18 protein-coding genes are annotated in these 20800 nt (G+C 73.5%); 9 read left to right on the top strand and 9 right to left on the bottom strand.

Going from position 1 to position 20800, the window contains the following annotated elements; translation table 11 throughout:
- Positions 1 to 137 precede the first annotated feature (137 nt).
- Positions 138 to 1418 carry a thymidine phosphorylase gene (locus ACIA3K_RS13015; RefSeq protein WP_396801299.1) on the top strand — a complete coding sequence of 427 codons (1281 nt, stop codon included), beginning with the start codon at positions 138 to 140 and terminating at the stop codon, positions 1416 to 1418.
- Between the two features lie 91 nt (positions 1419 to 1509).
- On the top strand, positions 1510 to 2190 hold the full coding sequence (locus ACIA3K_RS13010; RefSeq protein ID WP_396801011.1) for a DUF4272 domain-containing protein: 681 nt from the start codon (positions 1510 to 1512) through the stop codon (positions 2188 to 2190).
- Between the two features lie 2 nt (positions 2191 to 2192).
- On the opposite strand, the gene ACIA3K_RS13005 is transcribed toward ACIA3K_RS13010, so the two are convergent.
- Both ACIA3K_RS13005 and ACIA3K_RS13000 read right to left on the bottom strand, forming a co-directional pair.
- Entirely contained in the window at positions 2193 to 3203 is a 1011-nt protein-coding gene (locus tag ACIA3K_RS13005; protein WP_396801010.1) for a putative RNA methyltransferase, read from the bottom strand.
- Between the two features lies 1 nt (position 3204).
- Positions 3205 to 3696, bottom strand: a complete 492-nt coding sequence (locus ACIA3K_RS13000; protein ID WP_396801008.1) for a MarR family winged helix-turn-helix transcriptional regulator — start codon at positions 3694 to 3696, stop codon at positions 3205 to 3207.
- 58 nt (positions 3697 to 3754) lie between these two features.
- Between ACIA3K_RS13000 and ACIA3K_RS12995 the strand changes: the two genes are divergently transcribed.
- Together ACIA3K_RS12995 and ACIA3K_RS12990 are read left to right on the top strand one after the other, a co-directional pair.
- Complete coding sequence (locus ACIA3K_RS12995) at positions 3755 to 4168, top strand: PPOX class F420-dependent oxidoreductase (protein WP_396801006.1); 414 nt, start codon at positions 3755 to 3757, stop codon at positions 4166 to 4168.
- A 44-nt stretch (positions 4169 to 4212) separates the two neighbouring features.
- A complete protein-coding gene (locus tag ACIA3K_RS12990) occupies positions 4213 to 5286 on the top strand; it encodes an adenosine deaminase (RefSeq protein WP_396801004.1) in 1074 nt (357 codons plus the stop codon).
- Between the two features lie 6 nt (positions 5287 to 5292).
- On the opposite strand, the gene ACIA3K_RS12985 is transcribed toward ACIA3K_RS12990, so the two are convergent.
- A complete protein-coding gene (locus tag ACIA3K_RS12985; RefSeq protein ID WP_355048938.1) occupies positions 5293 to 5610 on the bottom strand; it encodes a hypothetical protein in 318 nt (105 codons plus the stop codon).
- A 502-nt stretch (positions 5611 to 6112) separates the two neighbouring features.
- On the opposite strand from ACIA3K_RS12985, the gene ACIA3K_RS12980 reads away from it, so the two are divergent.
- The 4 genes from ACIA3K_RS12980 to ACIA3K_RS12965 all read left to right on the top strand — a co-directional run bounded on the left by ACIA3K_RS12980 (position 6113) and on the right by ACIA3K_RS12965 (position 11208).
- Positions 6113 to 9736: a nitrate- and nitrite sensing domain-containing protein gene (locus tag ACIA3K_RS12980; protein ID WP_396801003.1), complete on the top strand. Its 3624-nt coding sequence runs from the start codon at positions 6113 to 6115 to the stop codon at positions 9734 to 9736.
- Positions 9733 to 10137: a roadblock/LC7 domain-containing protein gene (locus ACIA3K_RS12975; RefSeq protein ID WP_007455462.1), complete on the top strand. Its 405-nt coding sequence runs from the start codon at positions 9733 to 9735 to the stop codon at positions 10135 to 10137. Before ACIA3K_RS12980 ends, ACIA3K_RS12975 begins: the two co-directional genes overlap by 4 nt.
- Before the next feature lie 98 nt (positions 10138 to 10235).
- The gene (locus tag ACIA3K_RS12970; RefSeq protein WP_396801297.1) at positions 10236 to 10613 is read left to right on the top strand and encodes a DUF742 domain-containing protein; all 378 of its coding nucleotides are present in this window, start codon (positions 10236 to 10238) and stop codon (positions 10611 to 10613) included.
- A gap of 1 nt (position 10614) precedes the next feature.
- Entirely contained in the window at positions 10615 to 11208 is a 594-nt protein-coding gene (locus tag ACIA3K_RS12965; protein ID WP_334628720.1) for an ATP/GTP-binding protein, read from the top strand.
- 235 nt (positions 11209 to 11443) lie between these two features.
- Here ACIA3K_RS12965 and ACIA3K_RS12960 read toward each other — a convergent pair whose 3' ends face one another.
- A complete protein-coding gene (locus ACIA3K_RS12960; protein ID WP_396801295.1) occupies positions 11444 to 13852 on the bottom strand; it encodes a transposase in 2409 nt (802 codons plus the stop codon).
- Positions 13853 to 13891: 39 nt separating this feature from the next.
- A complete protein-coding gene (locus ACIA3K_RS12955; RefSeq protein ID WP_396801000.1) occupies positions 13892 to 14860 on the bottom strand; it encodes a DNA primase in 969 nt (322 codons plus the stop codon).
- A 160-nt stretch (positions 14861 to 15020) separates the two neighbouring features.
- On the opposite strand from ACIA3K_RS12955, the gene ACIA3K_RS12950 reads away from it, so the two are divergent.
- Positions 15021 to 15362, top strand: a complete 342-nt coding sequence (locus ACIA3K_RS12950; RefSeq protein ID WP_396800999.1) for a PadR family transcriptional regulator — start codon at positions 15021 to 15023, stop codon at positions 15360 to 15362.
- A 12-nt stretch (positions 15363 to 15374) separates the two neighbouring features.
- Here the strand turns inward: ACIA3K_RS12950 and ACIA3K_RS12945 are convergent, their stop codons facing one another.
- The 4 genes from ACIA3K_RS12945 to ACIA3K_RS12930 form a co-directional block, all read right to left on the bottom strand.
- A complete protein-coding gene (locus ACIA3K_RS12945; RefSeq protein WP_396800997.1) occupies positions 15375 to 16049 on the bottom strand; it encodes a permease prefix domain 1-containing protein in 675 nt (224 codons plus the stop codon).
- A 254-nt stretch (positions 16050 to 16303) separates the two neighbouring features.
- On the bottom strand, positions 16304 to 18118 hold the full coding sequence (gene cydC / locus ACIA3K_RS12940) for a thiol reductant ABC exporter subunit CydC (protein ID WP_396800995.1): 1815 nt from the start codon (positions 18116 to 18118) through the stop codon (positions 16304 to 16306).
- Positions 18115 to 19791 carry a thiol reductant ABC exporter subunit CydD gene (cydD, locus tag ACIA3K_RS12935; protein ID WP_396800993.1) on the bottom strand — a complete coding sequence of 559 codons (1677 nt, stop codon included), beginning with the start codon at positions 19789 to 19791 and terminating at the stop codon, positions 18115 to 18117. Before cydD ends, cydC begins: the two co-directional genes overlap by 4 nt.
- Positions 19788 to 20795, bottom strand: coding sequence for a cytochrome d ubiquinol oxidase subunit II (locus tag ACIA3K_RS12930; protein WP_396800992.1), 1008 nt, complete (start codon positions 20793 to 20795; stop codon positions 19788 to 19790). Before ACIA3K_RS12930 ends, cydD begins: the two co-directional genes overlap by 4 nt.
- Positions 20796 to 20800: the final 5 nt, after the last annotated feature.

Raw genomic sequence — 20800 nt, 5'->3', positions numbered from 1 at the left:
GGTTGGTGGGGAGGGCGCGGGCGCGGGGGGGGGGGCGGCCGGCCGCGCGCGCCCCGGCCCCCGGCCCCGCCCCCCCCACAACCCCCGACCTGGTCGCCGGCCGTGGGTCGGTTTCCCCAGAGAACTAGGAAGATCTTCTGATGGGTTTTGCTGCTGTTGATGTTATTCGGGTCAAGCGGGACGGGGGTGTGCTGTCGGACGCGCAGATCGACTGGGTGATGGACGCGTACACCCGGGGGGTCGTCGCCGACGAGCAGATGTCGGCGCTGGCCATGGCCATCCTGCTCAACGGCATGACCGGCCCGGAGATCGCCCGGTGGACCGCCGCGATGATCGCCAGCGGTGAGCGGCTCGACCTCTCGGCCGTCCGGCGTCCCACCGTCGACAAGCACTCGACCGGCGGCGTCGGCGACAAGATCACCCTGCCGCTCACCCCGTTGGTGGCCGCCTGCGGCGCGGCCGTTCCGCAGCTCAGCGGGCGCGGTCTCGGGCACACCGGTGGCACGCTGGACAAGCTGGAGTCCATTCCGGGCTGGCGGGCGGCGCTGACCAACGACGAGTTCATCAGCCAGCTCGGCGAGGTCGGTGCGGTGATCTGCGCGGCGGGCGCGGGGCTGGCTCCCGCCGACCGCAAGCTGTACGCCTTGCGCGACGTGACCGGCACCGTCGAGGCGATCCCGTTGATCGCCAGCTCGATCATGAGCAAGAAGATCGCCGAGGGTACCGGCGCGCTGGTCCTCGACGTCAAGGTCGGCTCGGGCGCCTTCATGAAGTCCGTCGACCAGGCGCGCGAGCTGGCTCGCACCATGGTGGAGCTGGGTGGCGCGCACGGCGTCCGGACGGTCGCCCTGCTCACCGACATGTCGACCCCGCTCGGCCTGGCCATCGGCAACGCCGTCGAGGTGACCGAGTCGGTCGAGGTGCTGGCCGGGGGTGGTCCCGCCGACGTGGTGGAGCTGACCCTCGCGCTGGCCCGGGAGATGCTCGACGCCGCCGGCCTGCCGGACGCCGACCCGGAGGCCGCCCTGCGCGACGGGCGGGCGATGGACTCCTGGCGGGCGATGATCCGGGCGCAGGGCGGCGACCCCGACGCGCCCATGCCGGCCGCCCGCGAGGTTGAGGTGGTCCGGGCCGACCGGGACGGATATGTCGCGGCCGTCGACGCGTACGCCATGGGGGTTGCGGCCTGGCGGCTCGGCGCGGGCCGGGCCCGCAAGGAGGACCCGGTGAGCGTGCCGGCCGGTGTGGTGTTGCACCGGCGGCCGGGCGACGCGGTGCGGGCCGGCGATCCTCTGTACGAGCTGCGCGCGGAGGATTCGACCCGAATTCCGGCGGCTCTGGCGGAGGCAAGTCGCGCGGTGCACATTGCGCCGACCGCGCCGACCGCGGCACCGCTGGTCATCGAGCGGATCGGCTGACCGAGCCGGGATCGGGCCGGCGTGGTGCCGGTCACCTGGGAGCGCTATTGTCGCAGGCCAAAGGCGTCGCGTGCAGACAGGAAGTTGCCCCGTGACCGTACCTGCCCCCGACCCGCGCGAGGTGCGCGATGCGAGCCTGGACGAGCTGTCCCGGCTCGGTCTGCCGCTGCCGCCGGCCCAGTTCCCGCTCGTGTGGGAGCCGGGTGACACGATCGAGCTGCGTCCCCGGGCCGAGATCGAGGCCCGCATCGCCGTGCTGCACCTCATCCTGGCCCGCTGCTTCGGGATGCCCCCGCAGGCGGCGATGAGCTGGCTGCTCGGCTCGCACCTGGTCGAGATGGTCACCCCGCCCGAGTGGCAGTTCGTGATGGGCGGCAAGGGTGACCACCGTTCGTTCGTGCTGCACCACGACGCGCTCTTCGCGCTCACCTGGGTGTTGGGGTTGAGCAAACAGCTCGATCCGACCCTGTCGGTGGACGAGCGGCTGGTCGAGCGGCTGCCGCACATCGCCGAGGGGGAGACCTTCGGGCGCTGGCAGTCCCGCATCCTCGCCGCGCCGCAGCATCCGGCCGACGCGGCGGCCCTGCTCGACCTGCACTACTGCCTGGACTGGGCCTACCTGGAGTCCGAGCGCAACGGTCGCCCCCTGCCGGGCCTGGTCGACGCCAACGCGATCGGGCAGCGGCGCTGGGCGCTGGAGTGGGCGGTGATCCTGCGCGGGCCGTACCACGACGAGCCGCCCGGCTGGGAAGAGGTCGACCTCTCGACCTGAGGTCAGCGGGGCCGGTAGGCGTCCAGCCGGACCGCCACGGACACCCGGACGGGCTCGGGCAGCGCGGCCAGCCGTTCGGCGAGCGCGGCCGGGTCGGTGTGCCAGGCGCTCGGACCCATCCCGACCAGCGTGGCGACCTCCGGCCGGGTCAGGGCCAGCTCTGCGCGGTGCACGGTCGAGCTGACCGGCGTGAAGTGCCCGCCCAGGGTGGCGGTCACCCGGTCGGCCTTGTCCGGGTCCACCCGGAGCAGGCGCAGGGCGTCCACCAACTCGGTGAGGTGCTCGTCGGCGGGCGTCACCACCAGTAGCGTCCCGGCGCGGTCGAGCACCCGGTGGAACTCCGAGCCGTTGCGCGGGGCGAACACGTTCAGCAGCACGGCCGCCGCACCGTCGGCCAGGGGCAACCGCTGCCAGGTGTCGGCGAGGGCCGCGGCCGCCCGGGGGTGCGCCCGCGCCGCGCGTCGCAGCGCTGGCTTGGAGACGTCCAGGGCCAGACCCACGGCGTCCGGCAGCGCCGCCAGCACCGCGCCGAGGTAGCGGCCCGTGCCCGCGCCGGCGTCCACCACCAGGGGGTACGCGTCAGAGTCCGTGGTCGGCGCTTCGACCCGTACCCCTGCCGTTGCGTCCTTTGCTCTGCTTCCCTCCACGCGACAGTGCGGTGCGGAAAGTGTTGCCTCGGTGGAAGCAGAGCAAAGGGCGGAAGTAGTGCGGGCGGGCGGCGACGCGGGCGTGGCGCGAAGCCGTGCGACCGCCTCGGTCGCGGCGGCGGCGAGCGCCGTCGAGATGATGTCGTAGTGGCCGGCGGCCTGGAACTCCGCGCGGGCGGCGACCATCTCGGCGCTGTCGCCGGCGTGCGGCGCCCGACCGGTGAGCAGGTTCACGTAGCCCTGACGCGCGACGTCGAAGGTGTGCCGGCGTGGACAGCGCAGCGCACGGGCGTTGCCGGCGGTCGTGTCGGCCAGCGGTTCGCCGCAGACCGGGCAGCTCAGCCGGTCGAGGATGCGCGGGTCCACGTCAGGCCTCCAGACCCCGGCGGGGACGGGGCGCGCGGTTCTGCGCGAGGTGGTCGACGACCCGGTGGGTGAACGCGCCGAGCGCCTCGACCTCGGCCGGGGTGAGCAGGTCGAGGAAGTGCTGCCGGACGGCGGTCACGTGGCCGGGGGCGGCGGCCTCGATGGCGTTCCGACCGGCCGGGGTGAGCACGACGATCGCGCCGCGGGCGTCGTCCGGGCACTCCTGGCGGGTCACCAGGCCGCGCTGCTGCATCCGGGTCAGGTGGTGCGAGAGTCGACTGCGGGACCAGAGCATCCGGTCCGCCAGTTCGCTGAGACGCAGCCGGCCCTGCGGCGTCTCGGAGAGGTCGGAGAGCACGTCGTAGTCCGGATCGGACAGACCGGCGTCCTGGGCCAGCTCCCGGGCCAGTTCCAGGTCGAGCAGGCGACGCATCCGGCGGTAGCCCCGCCAGGCGCGGTCCTGGCGTTCGTCCAGCCAGCGGGTCGCTTCCATGCCGCTACCCTAACGTCTTGGTTGACATGTCATCGAATCGCCTCCTACGGTCGATGACATGTCAACAAAACTGTGGGACCTCTTCGGCATTCGTGGACGCGGCGTGCTCGTCACCCTGCGCCGCGACGGCCGGCCCCAACTGTCGAACCTCGACTACCTGGCCGAACCCGGGCTGATTCGCTGCTCCACCACGGGCGACCGGGCCAAGGTGCGCAACCTGCGCCGTGACCCCCGGGCCAGTTTCCACGTGACCACGCCGGACGGCGGCGCGTACGCGGTCGCCGAGGGAACCGTGACGATCACCGAGCCGGCAGCGGCAACCGGCGACGCCGAGGTCGACGAACTGGTCGAGGTCTACCGGGGGATCCGCGGCGACCACCCGGACTGGGCGGACTACCGCGCCGTGATGGTCGCCGACGGGCGGGTGGTCCTGCGACTCGCCGTCGACCGCGTCTACGGCTGGCCCGGATGAGCGGGCTGGCGTGGCCGACCCCGGCAGGTGACTAGGGTCTGGGCATGGTCGCAACTATCCGGTACGAGGACATCGTCAAGGTCCCGAAGGCGCTGCTGCACGATCATCTCGACGGCGGGCTGCGTCCCGCGACGATCGTCGAGTTGGCGGCCGAGGCGGGGCACGAACTGCCCACCACCGACCCCGAGGCGCTCGGACGCTGGTTCTCCGAGGCCGCCGACTCGGGGTCGCTGGAACGCTACCTGGAGACGTTCGCGCACACGGTGGCGGTCATGCAGACCGGACCGGCGCTGCGCCGGGTGGCACGCGAGTGCGCGCTGGATCTGGCCGCCGACGGCGTCGTCTACGCCGAGGTCCGCTTCGCTCCCGAGCAGCACCTGGAGCGGGACCTGACCCTGGACGAGGTCGTCGAGGCCGTGCTGGCCGGGTTCGCCGAGGGAACCGCCCTGGCCGCCGAGGCGGGTCTGACCATCCGGGTGGGCACTCTGCTCACCGCCATGCGGCACGCGGCCCGCTCGCAGGAGATCGCCGAGCTGGCCGTACGACACCGGGACGCCGGCGTGGTCGGCTTCGACATCGCCGGCGCGGAGGCGGGCTTCCCGCCCACCCGCCACCTGGACGCCTTCGAATACCTCCAGCGGGAGAACTTCCACTTCACCATCCACGCCGGTGAGGCGTTCGGGCTGCCGTCGATCTGGCAGGCGATCCAGTGGTGCGGCGCGGACCGGCTCGGTCACGGCGTACGGATCGTGGACGACATCGCCCCGGACGGCACGCTCGGTCGGCTGGCCGCGTACGTCCGCGACAAGCGGATTCCCCTGGAGTTGTGCCCGTCGTCGAACGTGCAGACCGGTGCCGTGGCCTCGATCGCCGAGCACCCGATCGGTCTGCTGCGGGACCTGCGGTTCCGGGCCACCGTCAACACCGACAACCGGCTGATGAGCGGCACGTCCATGTCCCGGGAGATGTCGCTGCTGGTGGAGACCTTCGGCTACGGCTGGCGTGAGCTGCAGTGGTTCACCATCAACGCGATGAAGAGCGCCTTCATCCCGTTCGACGAGCGACTGCGGATCATCGACGAGGTGATCAAGCCGGCGTACGCCAAACTGCTGGCCTGATCCTCGTCAGCCGTGCGGGTGGTCCTGCCGGTGGTGGGTGTGGTGGCCGGCGAGCAGGCCGGCCACCCGGCGCAGCACCTCCCGGGCCCGGGCCGCCTCGGCACCCAACCCGGTCTGGCGGCGCAGCACCTCGGGTTCGGCCCGCAGCAGGGCCACGCCGCGCCGGACCAGCACCCGGGGCGCCTTGCGCTGCTCGGACAGGTCCCGGGCCAGCCGGCGCAGGAACGTCGCCCCGCGCGGGCGGCGCAGCGCGTACGCCCCGGCGAGCAGCCCGCGTCGGCGGCACTCCTCGACGATCTCGGCGGCGAAAATCCCTTCGGCCACGAAAAGTGGCGATCCGTCGACATCAAATGGCCGGGTGGCCACCCGTCGATCCGCGCCGATCGCATAAACCGGCACATCGGCACGTCCCTCGCGGGCGAGTCGCGCAATCGTTTCGACGGCCGTCAGGGCGTCCCAGGACTGCGGCGATTCCCAATCGACCTGGCCGTTTCGTCGCGGCAACGTAGGGTCATCGCCGTCTTTGTAGAAGTCGTCAAGACACAGCACAGGCAAGCCGGTTTGCTGCGCTATGTACGACTTTCCGGAGCCTGAGGGGCCGGCGAGCAGGACAACGCGGTGGGGAAGATCCATTACCTTCAGTTACTCCGGCCAGACGGACTGCTATCAAATCGCATCAACATCTCATCACACTCTCGGCCGGTGACAACCTGGGCTTTCTTCTTGTCGAGCGGCGTGATGGAATCTCGGGGGTCCGACCCGCCGGGTCGGACGCTGGGCGTTGCCCGGGGCAACGCGTTCAAGCTGTAATCGCGAGGGCGGTGACGTGAGCAAACGGCCAAAGACGGCGGGCTCCTTCCTGTCGCGACTGCGCCGGCCGGCCAGTCGACTCCGGGACATGCCGATCTGGTCCAAGCTCGGTCTCATCATGATCGTGCCGACCATCGCCACGGTCGTTGTGGGCACCAGTGGTCTCGTTGACCACCTGGAGACGCTCAACAATGCCAACCGGGCCGGCGACCTGGCCAATCTGTCGAGCTACTCGGGTGACCTGGTCGACAAGCTCCAGGACGAGCGGACCTCGGCCGTCCTGCTGCTGCAGGCGACCGGGACGCAGCCGAAGGCGCAGTACCAGGAGGCCTACAACCGGGCGAACAGCCGGGTCGACCAGGCCATGTCCCCCTACCGGCAGCAGCGCGGCGACGTAGAGGACCTGCCGGGCAGCCTGGAGGGCGTGCTCGGGGGCATCGACCAGAGCCTCAAGGACCTGCCGGGCGTCCGCAGCCAGGTGTTCAACGGCAAGCTCAAGCTCGCCGAGGCCGTCCAGGCGTACGAGGGTCTGATCAACGACCTGCTCGCCATCCGGGACTCGGCCACCCAGCTCGCCGGCAACAACGAGCTGAGCGACCGGATGCGGGCCGCTGCGGCGGTCGCCCGGGAGAAGGAGTTCCTCTCGCTCCGGCGGGTCGTCGTGCACCGCGCGCTCGGCGTGCAGGGTGGTCAGCGACTGACCCCGGCGCTGCGCACCGACTACATCGCCAGCGGCACCGGCCAGCAGCAGGCGCTGCAGAGCTTCAAGGCGGTGGCCAGCCCCGACGAGGCGAAGTTCCACGACCAGACCGTCGCCGGTGGTGACCGGCGCGAGGCGCAGAACTACATCGGTTGGATCGACGGCAACACGACCGGCGACATGCGCGGCGCTCCGTTCGGCCCGGACCAGTGGGAATCGGCCATGACGGCCAACGCCAAGCTGATCCGCGCCGTGGAGACGAAGCTCGACGGCGACGTGGTCGCCGAGGCCGACAACATCCGGTCGGACGTCCAGCGTCAGGTGTTCCTGGAGACCGGCCTGCTGCTCAGCATGCTGCTGCTGGCCATCCTCTTCGCGTACCTGGTCGCCCGCTCGATGGCCCGGTCCCTGCGCGAGCTGCGCCAGGGCGCCCTCTCCGTCGCCCAGTACGGTCTGCCGCAGGCGGTGGCCCGACTGCGCGACCCGCAGGTCGTCGGTCAGCTCTCCCCGGTGCAGTTGGCCAACCAGATCGCCGAGCCGCTGCCGGTCCGGAGCAAGGACGAGTTCGGTCAGGTGACCGAGGCGTTCAACGCCGTCCACCTCGAAGCCGTCCGCACGGCCGCCGAGCAGGCGGCGCTGCGCGCCTCCGTCGCGACCATGTTCGTCAACCTGGCCCGTCGTTCGCAGATCCTGGTCGACCGCCTCATCGGGCACCTCGACCGGCTCGAGCGCGGCGAGGAGGACCCGGACCGGCTGGCCGAGCTGTTCCAGCTCGACCACCTGGCCACCCGGATGCGGCGCAACGACGAGAACCTGCTCGTTCTCGCCGGCGCCGACTCCACCCGCGTGCAGCGCGAGCCGGCGGCGCTCATCGACGTGCTGCGCGCCGCGCAGTCCGAGGTCGAGCACTACACCCGCATCGAGTTCGGCGTCATCGACCGGGACATCGAGGTCGCCGCGCACGCCGTCAACGACCTCGTGCACCTCGTCGCCGAGCTGTTCGACAACGCCACCGCGTTCTCCCCGCCGGACTCGCAGGTCATGGTCGAGGCCCGCCGGGTCGGTGACCGCGCCTCGCTGTACGTGGAGGACCGCGGCATCGGCATCAGCCGCGAGCAGCTGCACGAGCTCAACGACAAGCTCGCGACGCCGCCCCAGGTGGACGTGGCCGTCTCCCGCATGATGGGCCTGGTCGTGGTCGCCCGCCTGGCGTCGCGGCACGGCGTGCGCGTCGAGCTGCGTCCCGGGTCCGACCGTGGCACGGTCGCCGACGTGACCATGCCCACCTCGGTGCTGGTGCCCCGGGCGCTCTCCGGGCGGGTCCAGCAGCCGCCGGCCCTTCCCGCCGCCGGTCCGCAGTCCGCCCCGCCGTCGCCGGTCCTCGGCGCGCTGCCCGCGTTGGGCAACGGGTCGCGCCCCGGCGAGTCCGGCAACCAGGTCACCCTCGGCGGCCGGCCATTCGACCCGGCATCGCGCAACGGTGCCGGTACGCCCGCCAACACCGGCGCGTACCGTTCGATGCCCGCCTGGTCGGACCTGACCGGCGCGAGCGCGAGCGCGACGAACGGCGTCAACGGCGGCGACGGGTTCACCCCGCGCTCGGCCAACGGGCAGTCCATCGACCCGCTGCCGCAGCGCCGGGCCGGCGACGAGCCGAACGGCGGTCAGCAGCCGACCATCCCCCGGCAGCTGCCCAGCAGCCCGGAGGCCCGGCCGTACTCCGCGCCGCCGGTGTCCGCCCAGCCGTACTCCGGTGCGCCGGTCTCCTCCTCGCCCGCGTCCGGCCAGCCATACTCCGGCCAGCCCTACTCGGGTGCGCCGTACGGCGGTCCGCCGGTGTCGGCCGCGCCCGCCTCCAGTCAGCCGTACGGCGGTCCGCCGGTGTCGGCCGCGCCCGTCTCGGCCTCTCCGGCCTCCGGTCAGCCGTACTCGGCGCCCCCGGTCTCCGGCCAGTCGTTCAGCGGCTTCACCCCCCGGTCCGCCCCGCCCGCACCGGCGCCCAGCACCCCGGCGCCGCCGGCCTGGCCGCCGGTTCCCGGCGGCGAGCGGGACACGCAGACTCCGCCGGTGCCCGAGCGGCTCGCCGCCGCCCTGGACATGACGACGGAGCTGCCGCGGGTGCCGCGCCCCGGCGAGCAGCCGACCACCGCGGCCCAGCCGCCGGCTCCCGCGCCGCAGGCGTCGCCGCTCGCCGCCCCGCAGTCGCCGGTACCGTCGATGCCGACCGCGCAGGCCCAGACGTCGTCGGCTCGCCCGGCACCACAGCAGCCGCAGGCCCAGAACCGCCAGCGGTACGCGGACGAGACCATGGAGCTGCCGATCTTCCGGGAGCTCGAGTCCGCCTGGTTCCGTACCCGCCGTCCGGGTTCGGAGGACGCCGGCCCCACGCCGTCGACGAACGGCGGCGACGCGACCCAGCAGTTCGCCACGGTCGATGCCACCGGTCGGGCAGCCAAGACACCACCCGGAACGACAGGTAACACACCGATGGCAGACACTCCGACGGCCGGAGGAGCGCCGCGGGACAACGGGTCGACAGCGAACGGCGGCGCACGCCCCGACCTCGCCGAGGGCCTACCGAACCGCCGGCCCCAATCGCCGAGCAACGGCTGGCAGACCGCCGCCGACGACGGCTGGCGTGCCGCCTCGGCAGCGGCCAGCGCGGCGCCGGTGAACGAGACCACCACGACCGGCCTGCCCAAGCGCAAGCCGATGGCGCAGCTGGTGCCGGGCGCGGTGGAGAAGCCCGTCACCTCGGTCCAGCGGCGCTCCCCGGAGGCGGTCCGTGGCCTGCTCTCCGCCTACCATCGGGGCGTGCAGCGAGGGCGTAGCACCTCGGACAACCCGACCAGCCCGGAGGAGACTCCGGGAGGGCAGCAATCCTCGCAGTCTGGCTCAGGCTCAGCGGCCGGGAGCGGGCAGAAGGAGCAAGAAGGATGACAACTACGCAGGATCTTGGTTGGCTGCTGGCCAACTTCGCCGATCGGGTGCCGGGTGTCGCACACGCGGTGGCCGTCTCGGCGGACGGCCTGCTCCTCGCGTCGTCACGGGACCTGCCGCGGGACCGGGCAGACCAGCTCGCCGCGATCGCGTCCGGTCTGGTCAGCCTGACCCAGGGAGCGGCCCGCTGCTTCGAGGGAGGCGCGGTGCTGCAGACCGTCGTGGAGATGGACAATGGCTTCCTGTTCCTGATGTCCATCTCGGATGGTTCCTCCTTCGCCGTGCTGGCGGCCCGCAGTTCCGACGTCGGGCAGGTCGGCTACGAGATGGCGCTACTGGTCGACCGGGTGGGCGACGCCCTGACCCCGCAGCCGCGCGCGGCCGCGGGCATGCTGGGCTGACGTCTCGCCGATCGTGCGGTCGGCGCAACTGATACGAGAAGAACGACGAGTTCCACCGGTGGGAGCCGGTACGGGGTGCGAAGGAGGTGAGCGGCGACATGTCCGATCGTGACGAACCGACCGGAGCGTTGGTCCGTCCATACGCCGTGACCCGTGGTCGAACCCGTCCCCGGCTCGACATCGCGCTGGAGGCGCTCGTCGAGACGACGGTGCGCGGCCGGGCCACTGCCAATGGCAGTAGCGGCCAGGGCCGCGAACACCAGTACATCGCCGCGCTGTGTGACGGACGCGTGCAATCGCTCGCGGAGATCGCGGCGCGGATGCAGCTGCCGCTCGGTGTGGCCCGGGTGCTCATCGCCGACATGGCGACGGACGGCCTGGTCGCGGTCCACGAGCCGACCATCCTGGACGACTCCGACGACGCGGTGGGCACTGAACTGCTGGAGAGGGTGCTGAGTGGACTTCGCAGGCTCTGACATGTCGCACCGCCCACCGACCCCGAGTGGGCGCGTGACGTCGGCGAAGATCGTTATCGCCGGTGGATTCGGCGTCGGTAAGACGACGCTGGTCGGCTCGGTCTCGGAGATCACGCCGCTGACCACCGAGGCCATCATGACCTCGGCCGGCGTGGGCGTCGACGACACCCGGCAGGTGCCGGGCAAGACGACGACCACGGTGGCCATGGACTTCGGCCGGATCTCGATCGACCGTGACCTGATCCTGTACCTGTTCGGTACGCCGGGTCAGACCCGATTCTGGTTCATGTGGGACGAACTGGTGCGGGGTGCGATCGGTGCGGTCGTACTGGTGGATACCCGCCGGTTGGCCGACTGCTTCGCGGCGATCGACTTCTTCGAGCACCGGCGGCTGCCGTACCTGGTGGCCATCAACTGCTTCGACGGGATGCAGTACCACGACCCGCAGGACGTCCGGGACGCCTTGGCGATCTCGAGCGACGTGCCGGTGGTGGCCTGCGACGCCCGTAACCGGGAGTCGACGAAGCACGTGCTGATCTCGCTTGTCGAGTACGTGCTCACCATGCGTCGTACCCGCGCCGTCGCCCCGGCCTGACCGGTAGGCTCCCGCGCCCGGTGGTGGTTCCTGCCGCCACCGGGCGGGAGATGCTGCCCACCCCCGCGCGCGACCAAGAATCCTGGAACGGCCGCAGAGGCCCTTCCAGGATTCTCTGCGTCGCGGGCAGTGCCGCCCGTGACGGCGCGGCCGGCTGAGTTCGCTCCTGAAAGCACTCCCGCCCCCAGCCTTGCGGCAATGGGGGCAGGAGGAGGAACGGGCGCTACAGAGGCGCTCAGGACTGGTAGCCGGCCGAACGGTACTCGTACTCGCGGTCGTCGTCGCGGTCCCCGTGGTCGCGGCTGAAGTCCCAACCGCCGGCGGCCTCGCGGCCGGGACGACCGCCCACCGCGAAACCGCCGATCTCCTGACCGCGACGCCAGCCACGGAAGTAGCCCGTGGTGTTCTCCGCGAGGCTCGCCGCGTCCCGCACGATCCGGAGTGGACGCTCCTCGCGCAGCGGGGAGCCCGGGACCAGGTTGGCCTGCGGAACGCGCTTCGGCAGGCCGGCGTTGGTCTCGGCGCCGACCGCGGGGCGGGCGGCCTGCTCGGCGGCCTGCCATCCGGTGTCGGCGGTGGTCGACCAGTCCAGGTCGGACTCGTCCTCGCCGTGGCCCACGAACCAGGCGGACTTGGCCTGCGCGAAGATCAGCAGGTCGCCGTCACCCTCGTCGGCGACCGGCGGCGGCCGGTGCTCGACCGGGGGCGGCGGCCGGTGCTCGGCGGCCCGCTCGACGAGCGGCGCCGGACGACCGTTGCGGTTGGCCTGCTCACGGTCGACCAGCCGCAGCGGCGGAGTGTCCAGGCGAGACTCGCCCGAGGGCGGGTTGAGCCCTTCCCGCAGCGCCCGGTCGGCCAGCGGCGGCGGCTCGACCAGCCGCAGCATGGGAGGCTCCTGGGGCAGGTCGTCGGCCAGCCAGGGCGGCGTGACCCGCCCGTCGGCCCGACCCGGGTCCGTCGGGGCTTCGACGCCACGGCCGCCGCCGTACGGGTAGGCGACCGGGTTGTTCGGCGAGCTGTCGGCCGGGTCCTCCGGGTTGTTGACCAGAGGCCAGTTCGCCCGGGAGCCCGGCGGCGCGGACAACTCCTGCTCCGGCCGGGGGGCGGGCACCGGGATGCTGAGGTCGGTGACGCTGAACCCACCGGTGGGTGGGTCCTGGACCGACGGCCGCTGCGGGTGGCCCTGCCGTTCGCCGTTGGTCTTCGGGCGGGGCGGGATGACCGTGCGCTGCCGCTCGGCCCGGGCGCTGTTGATGGCGGCGGTGGTCAGCGTGGGCCGGAACGGCTCGCCCGCCTCGGCCGGTGGCACCGCGCCCCGCTGGGCCGGCGCGATCGGGGTGATCCCCGGTGGCGGGGGCGGGGGCGACGAGACCGGCCGGTTGGTCGGGCCGTCGATCCGGCTCGGGAGTGGTTCGGCACGACCGGGTGGCGCGGACACCGGCGGGCCGGCCACGGCGGCCGGTGCGACCGGGGCGGGCGCGACCGGTGGCGGGGTGACCGGAGCGGGTGCGACCGGCGGCGGGCCGAGTGGCCGAGGCGAGGCCAGGGGGGAGCTGCCCGGGGCGGGCTCGGGCCGGCTGCGTCGGCCACCGACGGGCATGGGCTCGGCGGGGGTCGGGGTCGGTCGGACGGAGCGCAGGCCGGTGCCCGCGCCGGTGCCGGCGAGACCGGTCAGCTCGCCGACGGTTTCGCCGCGTCGGGCGGCGGCCCGGCGGCCCGGAGCCGGCGCGGGGGTGCTGACGCGGGCGCTGAGCGCGCTCACCAGCGCCTCACAGCCCGCGTCGCAGGCCCGTACGGAGGCGACGGCCTGCCGGACCGTCTCGGCCACGGCGGAGGTGAGCGCCCGGTTGACGGCGGCGCGACGTGGCGTCTCCGAGATGGCGACCCGCAGCGCGGTGACCGCTTCGTTGATCTCCTCGGCGTCGGCGACCCCGTCCGCCGCGAGGTGAGCGGCGATGGCGTCCGCGGCGACGGAGACTTCGCGGCCACGGGCGATGGTGCCGCCGAGCATGCCGGGCTCGGGCAGTGCGTCCAGCACGGCCAGCGACACCGGTTCGGCCGGGTCCGGGTACGCGCGCAGCGCCGCCGGGTACAGCTCCCGCAGCACCTCGCGCAGCGCCACGGCGGCGGAGTGCCGGCCGCTGGCCAGGGCGGCGTGGGCGGCGAGTACCTGCTTGTAGCCGGCGAGGTCCCGGGGAGCCGGCAGTGTGACGGCGGAGAGAGCGCCGGCCTGCAACGCGCGGGCCAGGCCGACGGCCCGGCGCTCGGCCGGGGGTGACTGCATCTCCTCCAGGGAGTCGTCGTCGGCGAAGCGCTCGGCGAAGTCGTCCACCGAGTCGTCGTCGGCGATCGCCAGGGGCCGACCCGCCGCGCTCAACAGCGAGGTGACCGTGTGGTCGTCGCTGTCGGCGGCGATGGCCGCACCGCTCGGCCCGCCCGACCGCTCCACGAGCAGCGCGACGAGCTGGGCGTAGCCAGCCGCGTCGTCGCCGATCTCGCAGACATGCAGCAGACGGCCTGCGTCGTCGACCACAGCGGACGTCAGCGTCGAACCGGCCGAGGCCGGTCGGTCAGCCGGATCCGCCGAGGCCAGACCGCAGTACACGCGCACGAGCGCCACGGCGTCGTCCTCCTCCCGGGACAGGTCTTCCTACTGCCAGCAACTGATGCTCCCCGCAACGGGTCAGTCGCGCCAGTCCACCACCGCAGAGATCTTGCCGACAATGGTGCGCCAACCCAAACTCGCGGTTTGTGCCCCGATCTTCTTCAGCCGTCGTCGGCCCATGAAGGCGCCGATGCCACCGTTGGCCGTGGCGCGGAGCGCCTCGTCCAGGTCGTCGAGGCTGGAGCCGGCGGAGAGCATGTCCAGGACCGCAGGCAGGCGCAACGCGTACGACAGGTCGCGGGCGACCTCGCCGGCCTCGATCAGCAGGGTCGAGTCCCAGGTGTCGTGGCCGCCCCGCAGGTTCTCCACGACGAGGTCGAGTTCGTAGGTGTCCTCGTCGAGCGGCACGATGTCGGCCGGCTCCACCCGTTCGGACAATTCATTCCAGCTGTCCAGTTGGGACAGATCGTTGGGCGCGCCGGAACGGACGAAACTGACCAGCGACTCGGGGGTCTTGAACAGCAGCAGCTTGCCCCGGTGGCTGAGGAAGACGGGCACCTCCTCGTCGTCCGCCTCGTCGGTGGCGTCCTCGTCCTCTTCCTCGTCGACGGTCGCGTCGGCGTCGGCGTCGGCGTCGCGGCGACGACGCGAGGACTTCTCCTCCTCGTCGGCGTCGGCGAACTCCTCTGCCAGCTCCTCGTCGAGGATGACGACCGTCTCGTCGTCCTCGTCCTCGATGACCTGGCGGCGGGCGAGGAACGGGTCGTCCTGGTCGCGCTCGGTCACGTCGGTCGGGGTCAGCGAGCCGGCCGTCCGGTAGGCGCGCAGTGTGAAGCCGGTACCCGCCGGTAGTGCGATCTCCACCGGGTCGATCCGCAGCTCTTCCCAGAGCGACCTGTCGACCGCCGCGCGGGGGGTGTCGTCGGCCTCGTCGGCCTCGTCTGGCTCGGCCGGGCCGGTGGTGTCGTCGAGCTCGGGCTCGTCGGCGTCGGGCCGTTGGGGCGACTGGCGGGCCACGCTGACCTCCGTGTGCTTCGGGTTGCCCACCCACCGGGGTCTCCGACCGGCGAGTGACTCTGGGCACATACCCTAGTCGGCGACTCGGGAAGCCCGGAGCCCGCACCCCGGTGGCCGGCCGAGGAACGTCTCGTACCTGCGGGTGCGCGATGGTGGCGGACCGGCCGCCGGACAAGTAGCGTAGCTACGCATGAAGGCCCAGTCGCTGCACGGTCACCTCGACGCCCTTCTGCTCGCCGTCCTCGAACAGGGGGCGCTGCACGGCTACGCCATCATCGAGTCCCTGCGGACGCGCAGCGACGGCAGCCTCGACCTGCCCACCGGCACGATCTATCCGGCGCTGCGCAGGCTGGAGCGGGCCGGGCACGTGGCGAGCGCCTGGAGCACCGTCAACGGTCGGGAGCGGCGGACGTACCAGCTCACCGACTCCGGCCGCCGCGCGCTGGCCGGTGAGCGGGCCGGGTGGCAGGAGTTCCGGCTGACGGTCGGTCGTTTCCTCGACCCCGGCGACCCGCCCGTCACCCCCGCCTGAGCGGCGACCGGGTCAGCGTGCGGTGGCCCGCACCCAGCCGCGCGCCGCGCGGCTCAGCGAGAAGTTCGCCGCACCCACCACCACCATGCCGACGATCATCGGCGGCCAGGTCAGCGCCGCGTCCCACAGGTCGATCGACCAGACGAAGAGGGCGCCACCGGCCGCCATGCCGAGGACCAGCGTGCCGGTCAGGCCGATGCCCACCGCTCGCTGCGCCACCGCCAGGTGGGGTCGCGACGACCGTGCGCTCGCCCAGATCACCAGGAGGCCGGTCACCGCGAGCAGCAGCCCGCCGACCCAGATCCAGTCGACCGAGGCGGACAGCAGCTGGTAGACCGCAGGCGGCGGCGGGCCGGCGCTCCAGCTCGACCCGCGCCACGTGAGGTCGCCGGCCGCCACCAGGACCCCGGCCACGGCCAGCATCCGCAGCGAGAGGCCGCGCAGGGCGGCCACCGCCAGCTCCGCCTGCCAGGAGGGCAACACCTGCGCCGGCGCGCCGAACTCGGCCACCGCCCGGCGCTGCGCCTCCGTGGGCGCCACACCCCTTTCGCGGTACGCGTCGACGGCGTCCAGCAGGTCGTGACGCGCCTCGGTCAACAGCTCGGACTTCAACCGCGCCGGGCCCTGCAACCGGGACCCCAGGTCCCGCAGGTGCTCCTCGACCAGGAAGTCGTCCGCATGCCGCATGCCACCACCCTGCCACGGGCGTGCGAGCGTCCACGTCGGGGAGAACCCTGGTCCGTCCCCGAGACACCTAGGTGTTCTGTCCATGGACGTTGGTGACAGGGCGTAGATCTTGAAATGGGTGAGGACCTCCGGGTGAGGTGGAGTCCGGGCGGCGATCCGGCAAGGCGCGGTGGCGTTCGGATACCGGTGTTGTATCCGGACGCCACCGCAACGCCGCTGGTCGTCGTCCGGGCCCGCCGCAGGCCGGCCAGTTCTTATGAAACAGGCCCTGAGGGCGCGAACGCCAGGTACCCGCGCTCCGCCGCTGCCTGGAGAAGCCACTGGTCCCGGTACCAGCCGGGGATGGCGACCAACTCGGCGTGCCGGCCCCGCTGGATCACCCGACCGCCGTCGAGGACGACGATCTCGTCGAGGCCGGCCAGCCCGCTGAGCCGGTGACTGATCAGCAGGACCGAGTGCCCGGCGGGAGTGGCGGCGAGGGCGGAGGCGAGCACCGCGTCGGCGGCGGCCGGGTCCAGCCCCTCGGTGGGCTCGTCGAGCACCAGCACCGGCGGCGCGGCGAGCAGGGACCGGGCGAGCGCGAGCCGCTGCCGCTGACCGCCGGAGAGCTGGCCGCCCTCCTCGCCGACCAGGGTGTCCCAGCCGGCCGGCTGGGCGTGGACCCAGTCCAGCAGGCCGGCGGCCGTCATCGCCCCGGTCAGCTCGGCCTCGCTCGCGCCGGCCCGGCCGAGCAGCAGGTTCTCCCGGACGGTGGCGTGGAAGACGTACGCCTCGGCGAGCAGCCCGCCCACGACCCGGGGCAACTCCTCCTCGCCGTACGCGGACAGGTCACGGTCGGCCAGGGTGACGTGGCCGGCGGTGGGGCGGACCGTACCGGTCAGCACCGCGGCCAGGGTGCTCTTGCCGGCGCCGCTGGGGCCGACGACAGCGATGCGCCGGCCGGCGGGCAGGTCCAGGCTCACCCGGTCCAGCGCCGGCGCTGCGCCGGCCCGGTACCGCACGCTCACCTCGACGAAGCGCAGGTCGTGCGGGCCGGACGGTTCCACCCCGGTGGTGGAGGGCGAGTGGGCGGGCGGGTTGGCGTCGAGGAGGGCGGCGACCCGGGCCAGGCCGGGCCGCAACTGGGTCCACTGCCGGGCGGCCGAGACCAGGGCCAGCGCCACCTCCACGGCGGCGAGGGTGCCGACGGCCAGCACCCCGACGAGGACACCCCGTACGTCGGCGGCCAACGCGACCAGCACCACGGTGGCGGCGGTCAGCCCGGCGACCAGCACCCCGACCGCGTCCACCGCGAAGCCGGTGGCCGCCAACCGGCGTTCCAGGCGAGCCAGCCGGCCGGCGCGCTGCTCGGCGGCGCGCAGCGCGGCGTCGGTCGCCCCGAACGCGGCCAGGTCGGCGGCGCCGTGGGTGAGGTCGACGGCGTCGGTGGCCAGCGCGCCACGCAGTGGCGCCACCTCGGCCGCGCTGCGTCGGGTGACCACGGTGGCCAGCGTCGGCAGCGCCACACCGGCGACGACCAGGCCGACGGCGAGCACACCGGCGGCCGGTGGGGAGATCAGTAGCGCCCCGAACACCGCCAGCACCCCGACCAGGGCCGCCGCCGCGCCGGGCACCAGGACCCGCAGCAGCAGGTCCTGGACCGCCTCGACGTCGGAGACCAGCCGGCTCAGGACGTCCCCCGAGCGGTGCCCGGTGTGGCGACGGGCCGCGAGGGTGGCGAAGACCCGGGCCCGCACGTCGGTGATCATGCGGAGGACCGCGTCGTGCCCGGCGAGCCGTTCGGCGTACCGGAAGACACCCCGGCTGATGGCGAGGGCCCGGACCGCGACGATCGCCACCGTGAGGCGGTCCAGTGGGGGCCGGCCGGCGGCGCTCATCAGCAGCCACGTGGCGGTGGCCATCAGGGCAAGCCCGGCGAACTCGGTGGCGGCGGCGAGCAGTCCGGCGCCGGCGAGGCGACCCAGGTACGGGCGGGCCAGCCGCAGGACGGCGCGCTCGGCGGCGACCCGCCCGGTCGGTACGGCGTCGGCGTCCGGCCCGGGGTCCACCGGTTCTGGCACGGTGGTCATCGGGTCACCTCCGGAGTCGGCTCGGGCGTCAGCTCGGTGACCCGCCCGTCCTCGACGCGCAGGACGCGGTCGGCGTCGGCGAGCAGCGCCGGTCGGTGCGCGACCAGCAGCGCGGTCCGGCCCGCGACCAGCCGGCGGGTGGCGTCGAGCACCACCGCCTCACTGGCCGTGTCCAGCCGCGCGGTGGGCTCGTCGAGCAGCACCACCGGTGCGTCCCGCAGGAACGCCCGGGCCAGCGCCACCCGCTGCCGCTGCCCGCTGGAGAGTCCGTGGCCGCGCTCGCCGAGCAGCGTGTCCAGACCGTCGGGCAGGCCGGCGACCACGTCGTCCAGGGCCGCGTCCCGCACCGCGGTGGCGACCGCCTCTGCTCGGGTGTCCGGAGCGCCGAGCCGGATGTTGTCGGTCAGCGAGGCGGCGAACAGGTGGGCGCGCTGCGGTACCCAGGCGAGCTGTCGACGCCAGGCGTCCAGGTCGGCGGTGGCGAGGTCGACCCCGTCCACGGTGACCCGGCCCTCGGTCGGCGTCACGAAGCCGAGCAGCAGACCGAGCAGGGTGCTCTTGCCGGCGCCGCTGGGCCCGATGACGGCGATCCGTTCGCCGGGTCGGATGGTCAGGGTCACGTCGCGCAGCGCGGTGGTCCGCTCGTACGCCACTGTCACGGCCTCAAGGTGGATCTCACCGCGCCCGTCGGGGACGGCCGCGCCCTCGGCGGCGCGGGGGGTGGCCGGCGCGGCGGAGACGGTGAGTGCCTCGTCCAGCGCCGTCAGCCCCTCCATGCTGGCGTGGAAGCGGCTGCCGGCCGCCCGCAGCGGCAGGTACGCCTCCGGGGTGAGCAGCAGCACCAGCAGCGCGGTGTGCAGGGCCAGCCCGCCGCCGAGCAGCCGGATGCCGACCGGCACCGCGACCAGTGCCACCGAGAGGGTGGCGACGAGTTCCAGCACCAGCGCGGAGAGGAAGGCGATCCGCAGCGTCTTCATGGTGGCGACCCGGTGCCCGTCGGCCATCCGGCGCACCACCTCGGTCTGTGCCCGGGCCCGACCGAACGCCCGCAGGGTCGGCAGCCCGGCGACCATGTCCAGGAAGTGCCCGCCCAGCAGGGCGAGCCGTCGCCACTGCCGCTCGGTGGCGGACTGCGCCTGCCAGCCCAGCAGCGCGCCGAAGACCGGGATCAGCGGCAGCGTCAACGCGATAATCAGCGCCGAGCTCCAGTCGGCGAGGACGATCCGCGCCAGCACCGCCACCGGCACCGTCACGCTGAGCACCAGCTGCGGCAGGTATCCGGTGAAGTACGCGTCCAGCGCGTCCAACCCGCGCCCGGTGAGGGTGGCCAGCTCGCCGGCCCGTTGCCCCGCCACCCAGCCCGGCCCGTGCCGGCCCACCGCGCCGAGCAGGTCGGCCCGCAGGGTGGCCTTGACCGTGGCGGCGACCCGCGCGGACGCCGTGCCCTGCGCCCAGACGAGCGCCGAACGGGCGGCGACGGCGAGCACGAAACCCGCCAGCGCCGGCCGGTTCAGGCGCCCGTCGAAGGCGGTGGCCAGCACCGCCGCGAGGGCGGTGGCCTGCGCGACGATCAACGCGGCGGCGGCCACGCCGAGGAGCGCGAGCACGGCGAGATCGCGCCGGGCCGCAGGGACCCGACGCAGCAGACGCGGGTCGAACGGACGGCGGTTCACCAGTACACCGGTGCCCTACCGTCGGTCCGTCCCCGGAAAACCCACCAGCACATCGCCTGGAAGCCTAGTAGGGCCGGCAGCAGCGGCAGCGCCACCCAGCCGAGCAGACGCAACGTCGGTGCGCTGGCGGCGGCGTCGGCCACCGTCAGTGAGGCACCGGGGTCGGCCGTTGACACCAGCACGTAGGGCCACAGGGCCGCGCCGACCAGCGCCACCGGCAGCGCCAGCGCCGCGCCGGTGGCGACCAGGGCCCACCCCGGCCGCCGCCGCGCCAGCGCCGTCCGGGCCGCCAGCAGCGCCGCCACCAGCAACACCGGCAGGAGTACGGCCACCGCCGGTCGCTGGACGGCGTCGCGTACCCGGCCGGAGAGCAGGCCGACGACGGTGGCGAGGCCGACCGCGGCGAGTGCCACCGGCACCAGTCGGCGGGCCGTGCGTCCGGCCACGGCGGCGGCGTCGGGAGGCAGGCGCAGCGTGAGGAACGTCGCACCGTGCACCGCGACCAGGGCGAGCACGGCCAGCCCGGCGGCGGCGGCGAACGGGGTGGCCAGGTGCGACACCCCGGCGACGTGCCCGTCGGCCTGGCGGGGTACGCCCTGCAACAGCGCGGCCAGCACCACGCCCCAACCCAGCGCGGCGAGCGCGCTCCCGACCACGATCACACGGTCCCATCGGGTGCGGACCCGCTCGTCGCCCGGTCGGCTCCGCAGTTGCACCCCGGCGGTGACCAGGACGACCCCGACCAGCGCGCCGGCGACCGCCGGATAGCAGCCGGCGAGCAGTTCGCCCTCCAGCACCGGGAAGGCGCCGAACAGGATGCCCACGGCGGCGACCAGCCAGACCTCGTTGCCGAGGAAGAACGGCCCGAGTGCGGTGAGCGCGGCCCGCCGTCCGGCCGGGGTGCCGCCCCGGGCGAGCAGCAGTCCGACGCCGTAGTCGTAGCCGGCGAGCACGAGGTAGCTGGCGAAGAAGAGGCCGAGCAGGGCGTACCAGGCGAGGTCCACGGGTG

The sequence above is a fragment of the Micromonospora sp. NPDC051543 genome (assembly GCF_044454415.1).
In the GTDB taxonomy this organism is placed as follows: Bacteria; Actinomycetota; Actinomycetes; order Mycobacteriales; family Micromonosporaceae; genus Micromonospora.
Note: the sequence above shows the minus strand (reverse complement) of the source record. Positions and strands in the feature narration are given on the sequence as shown.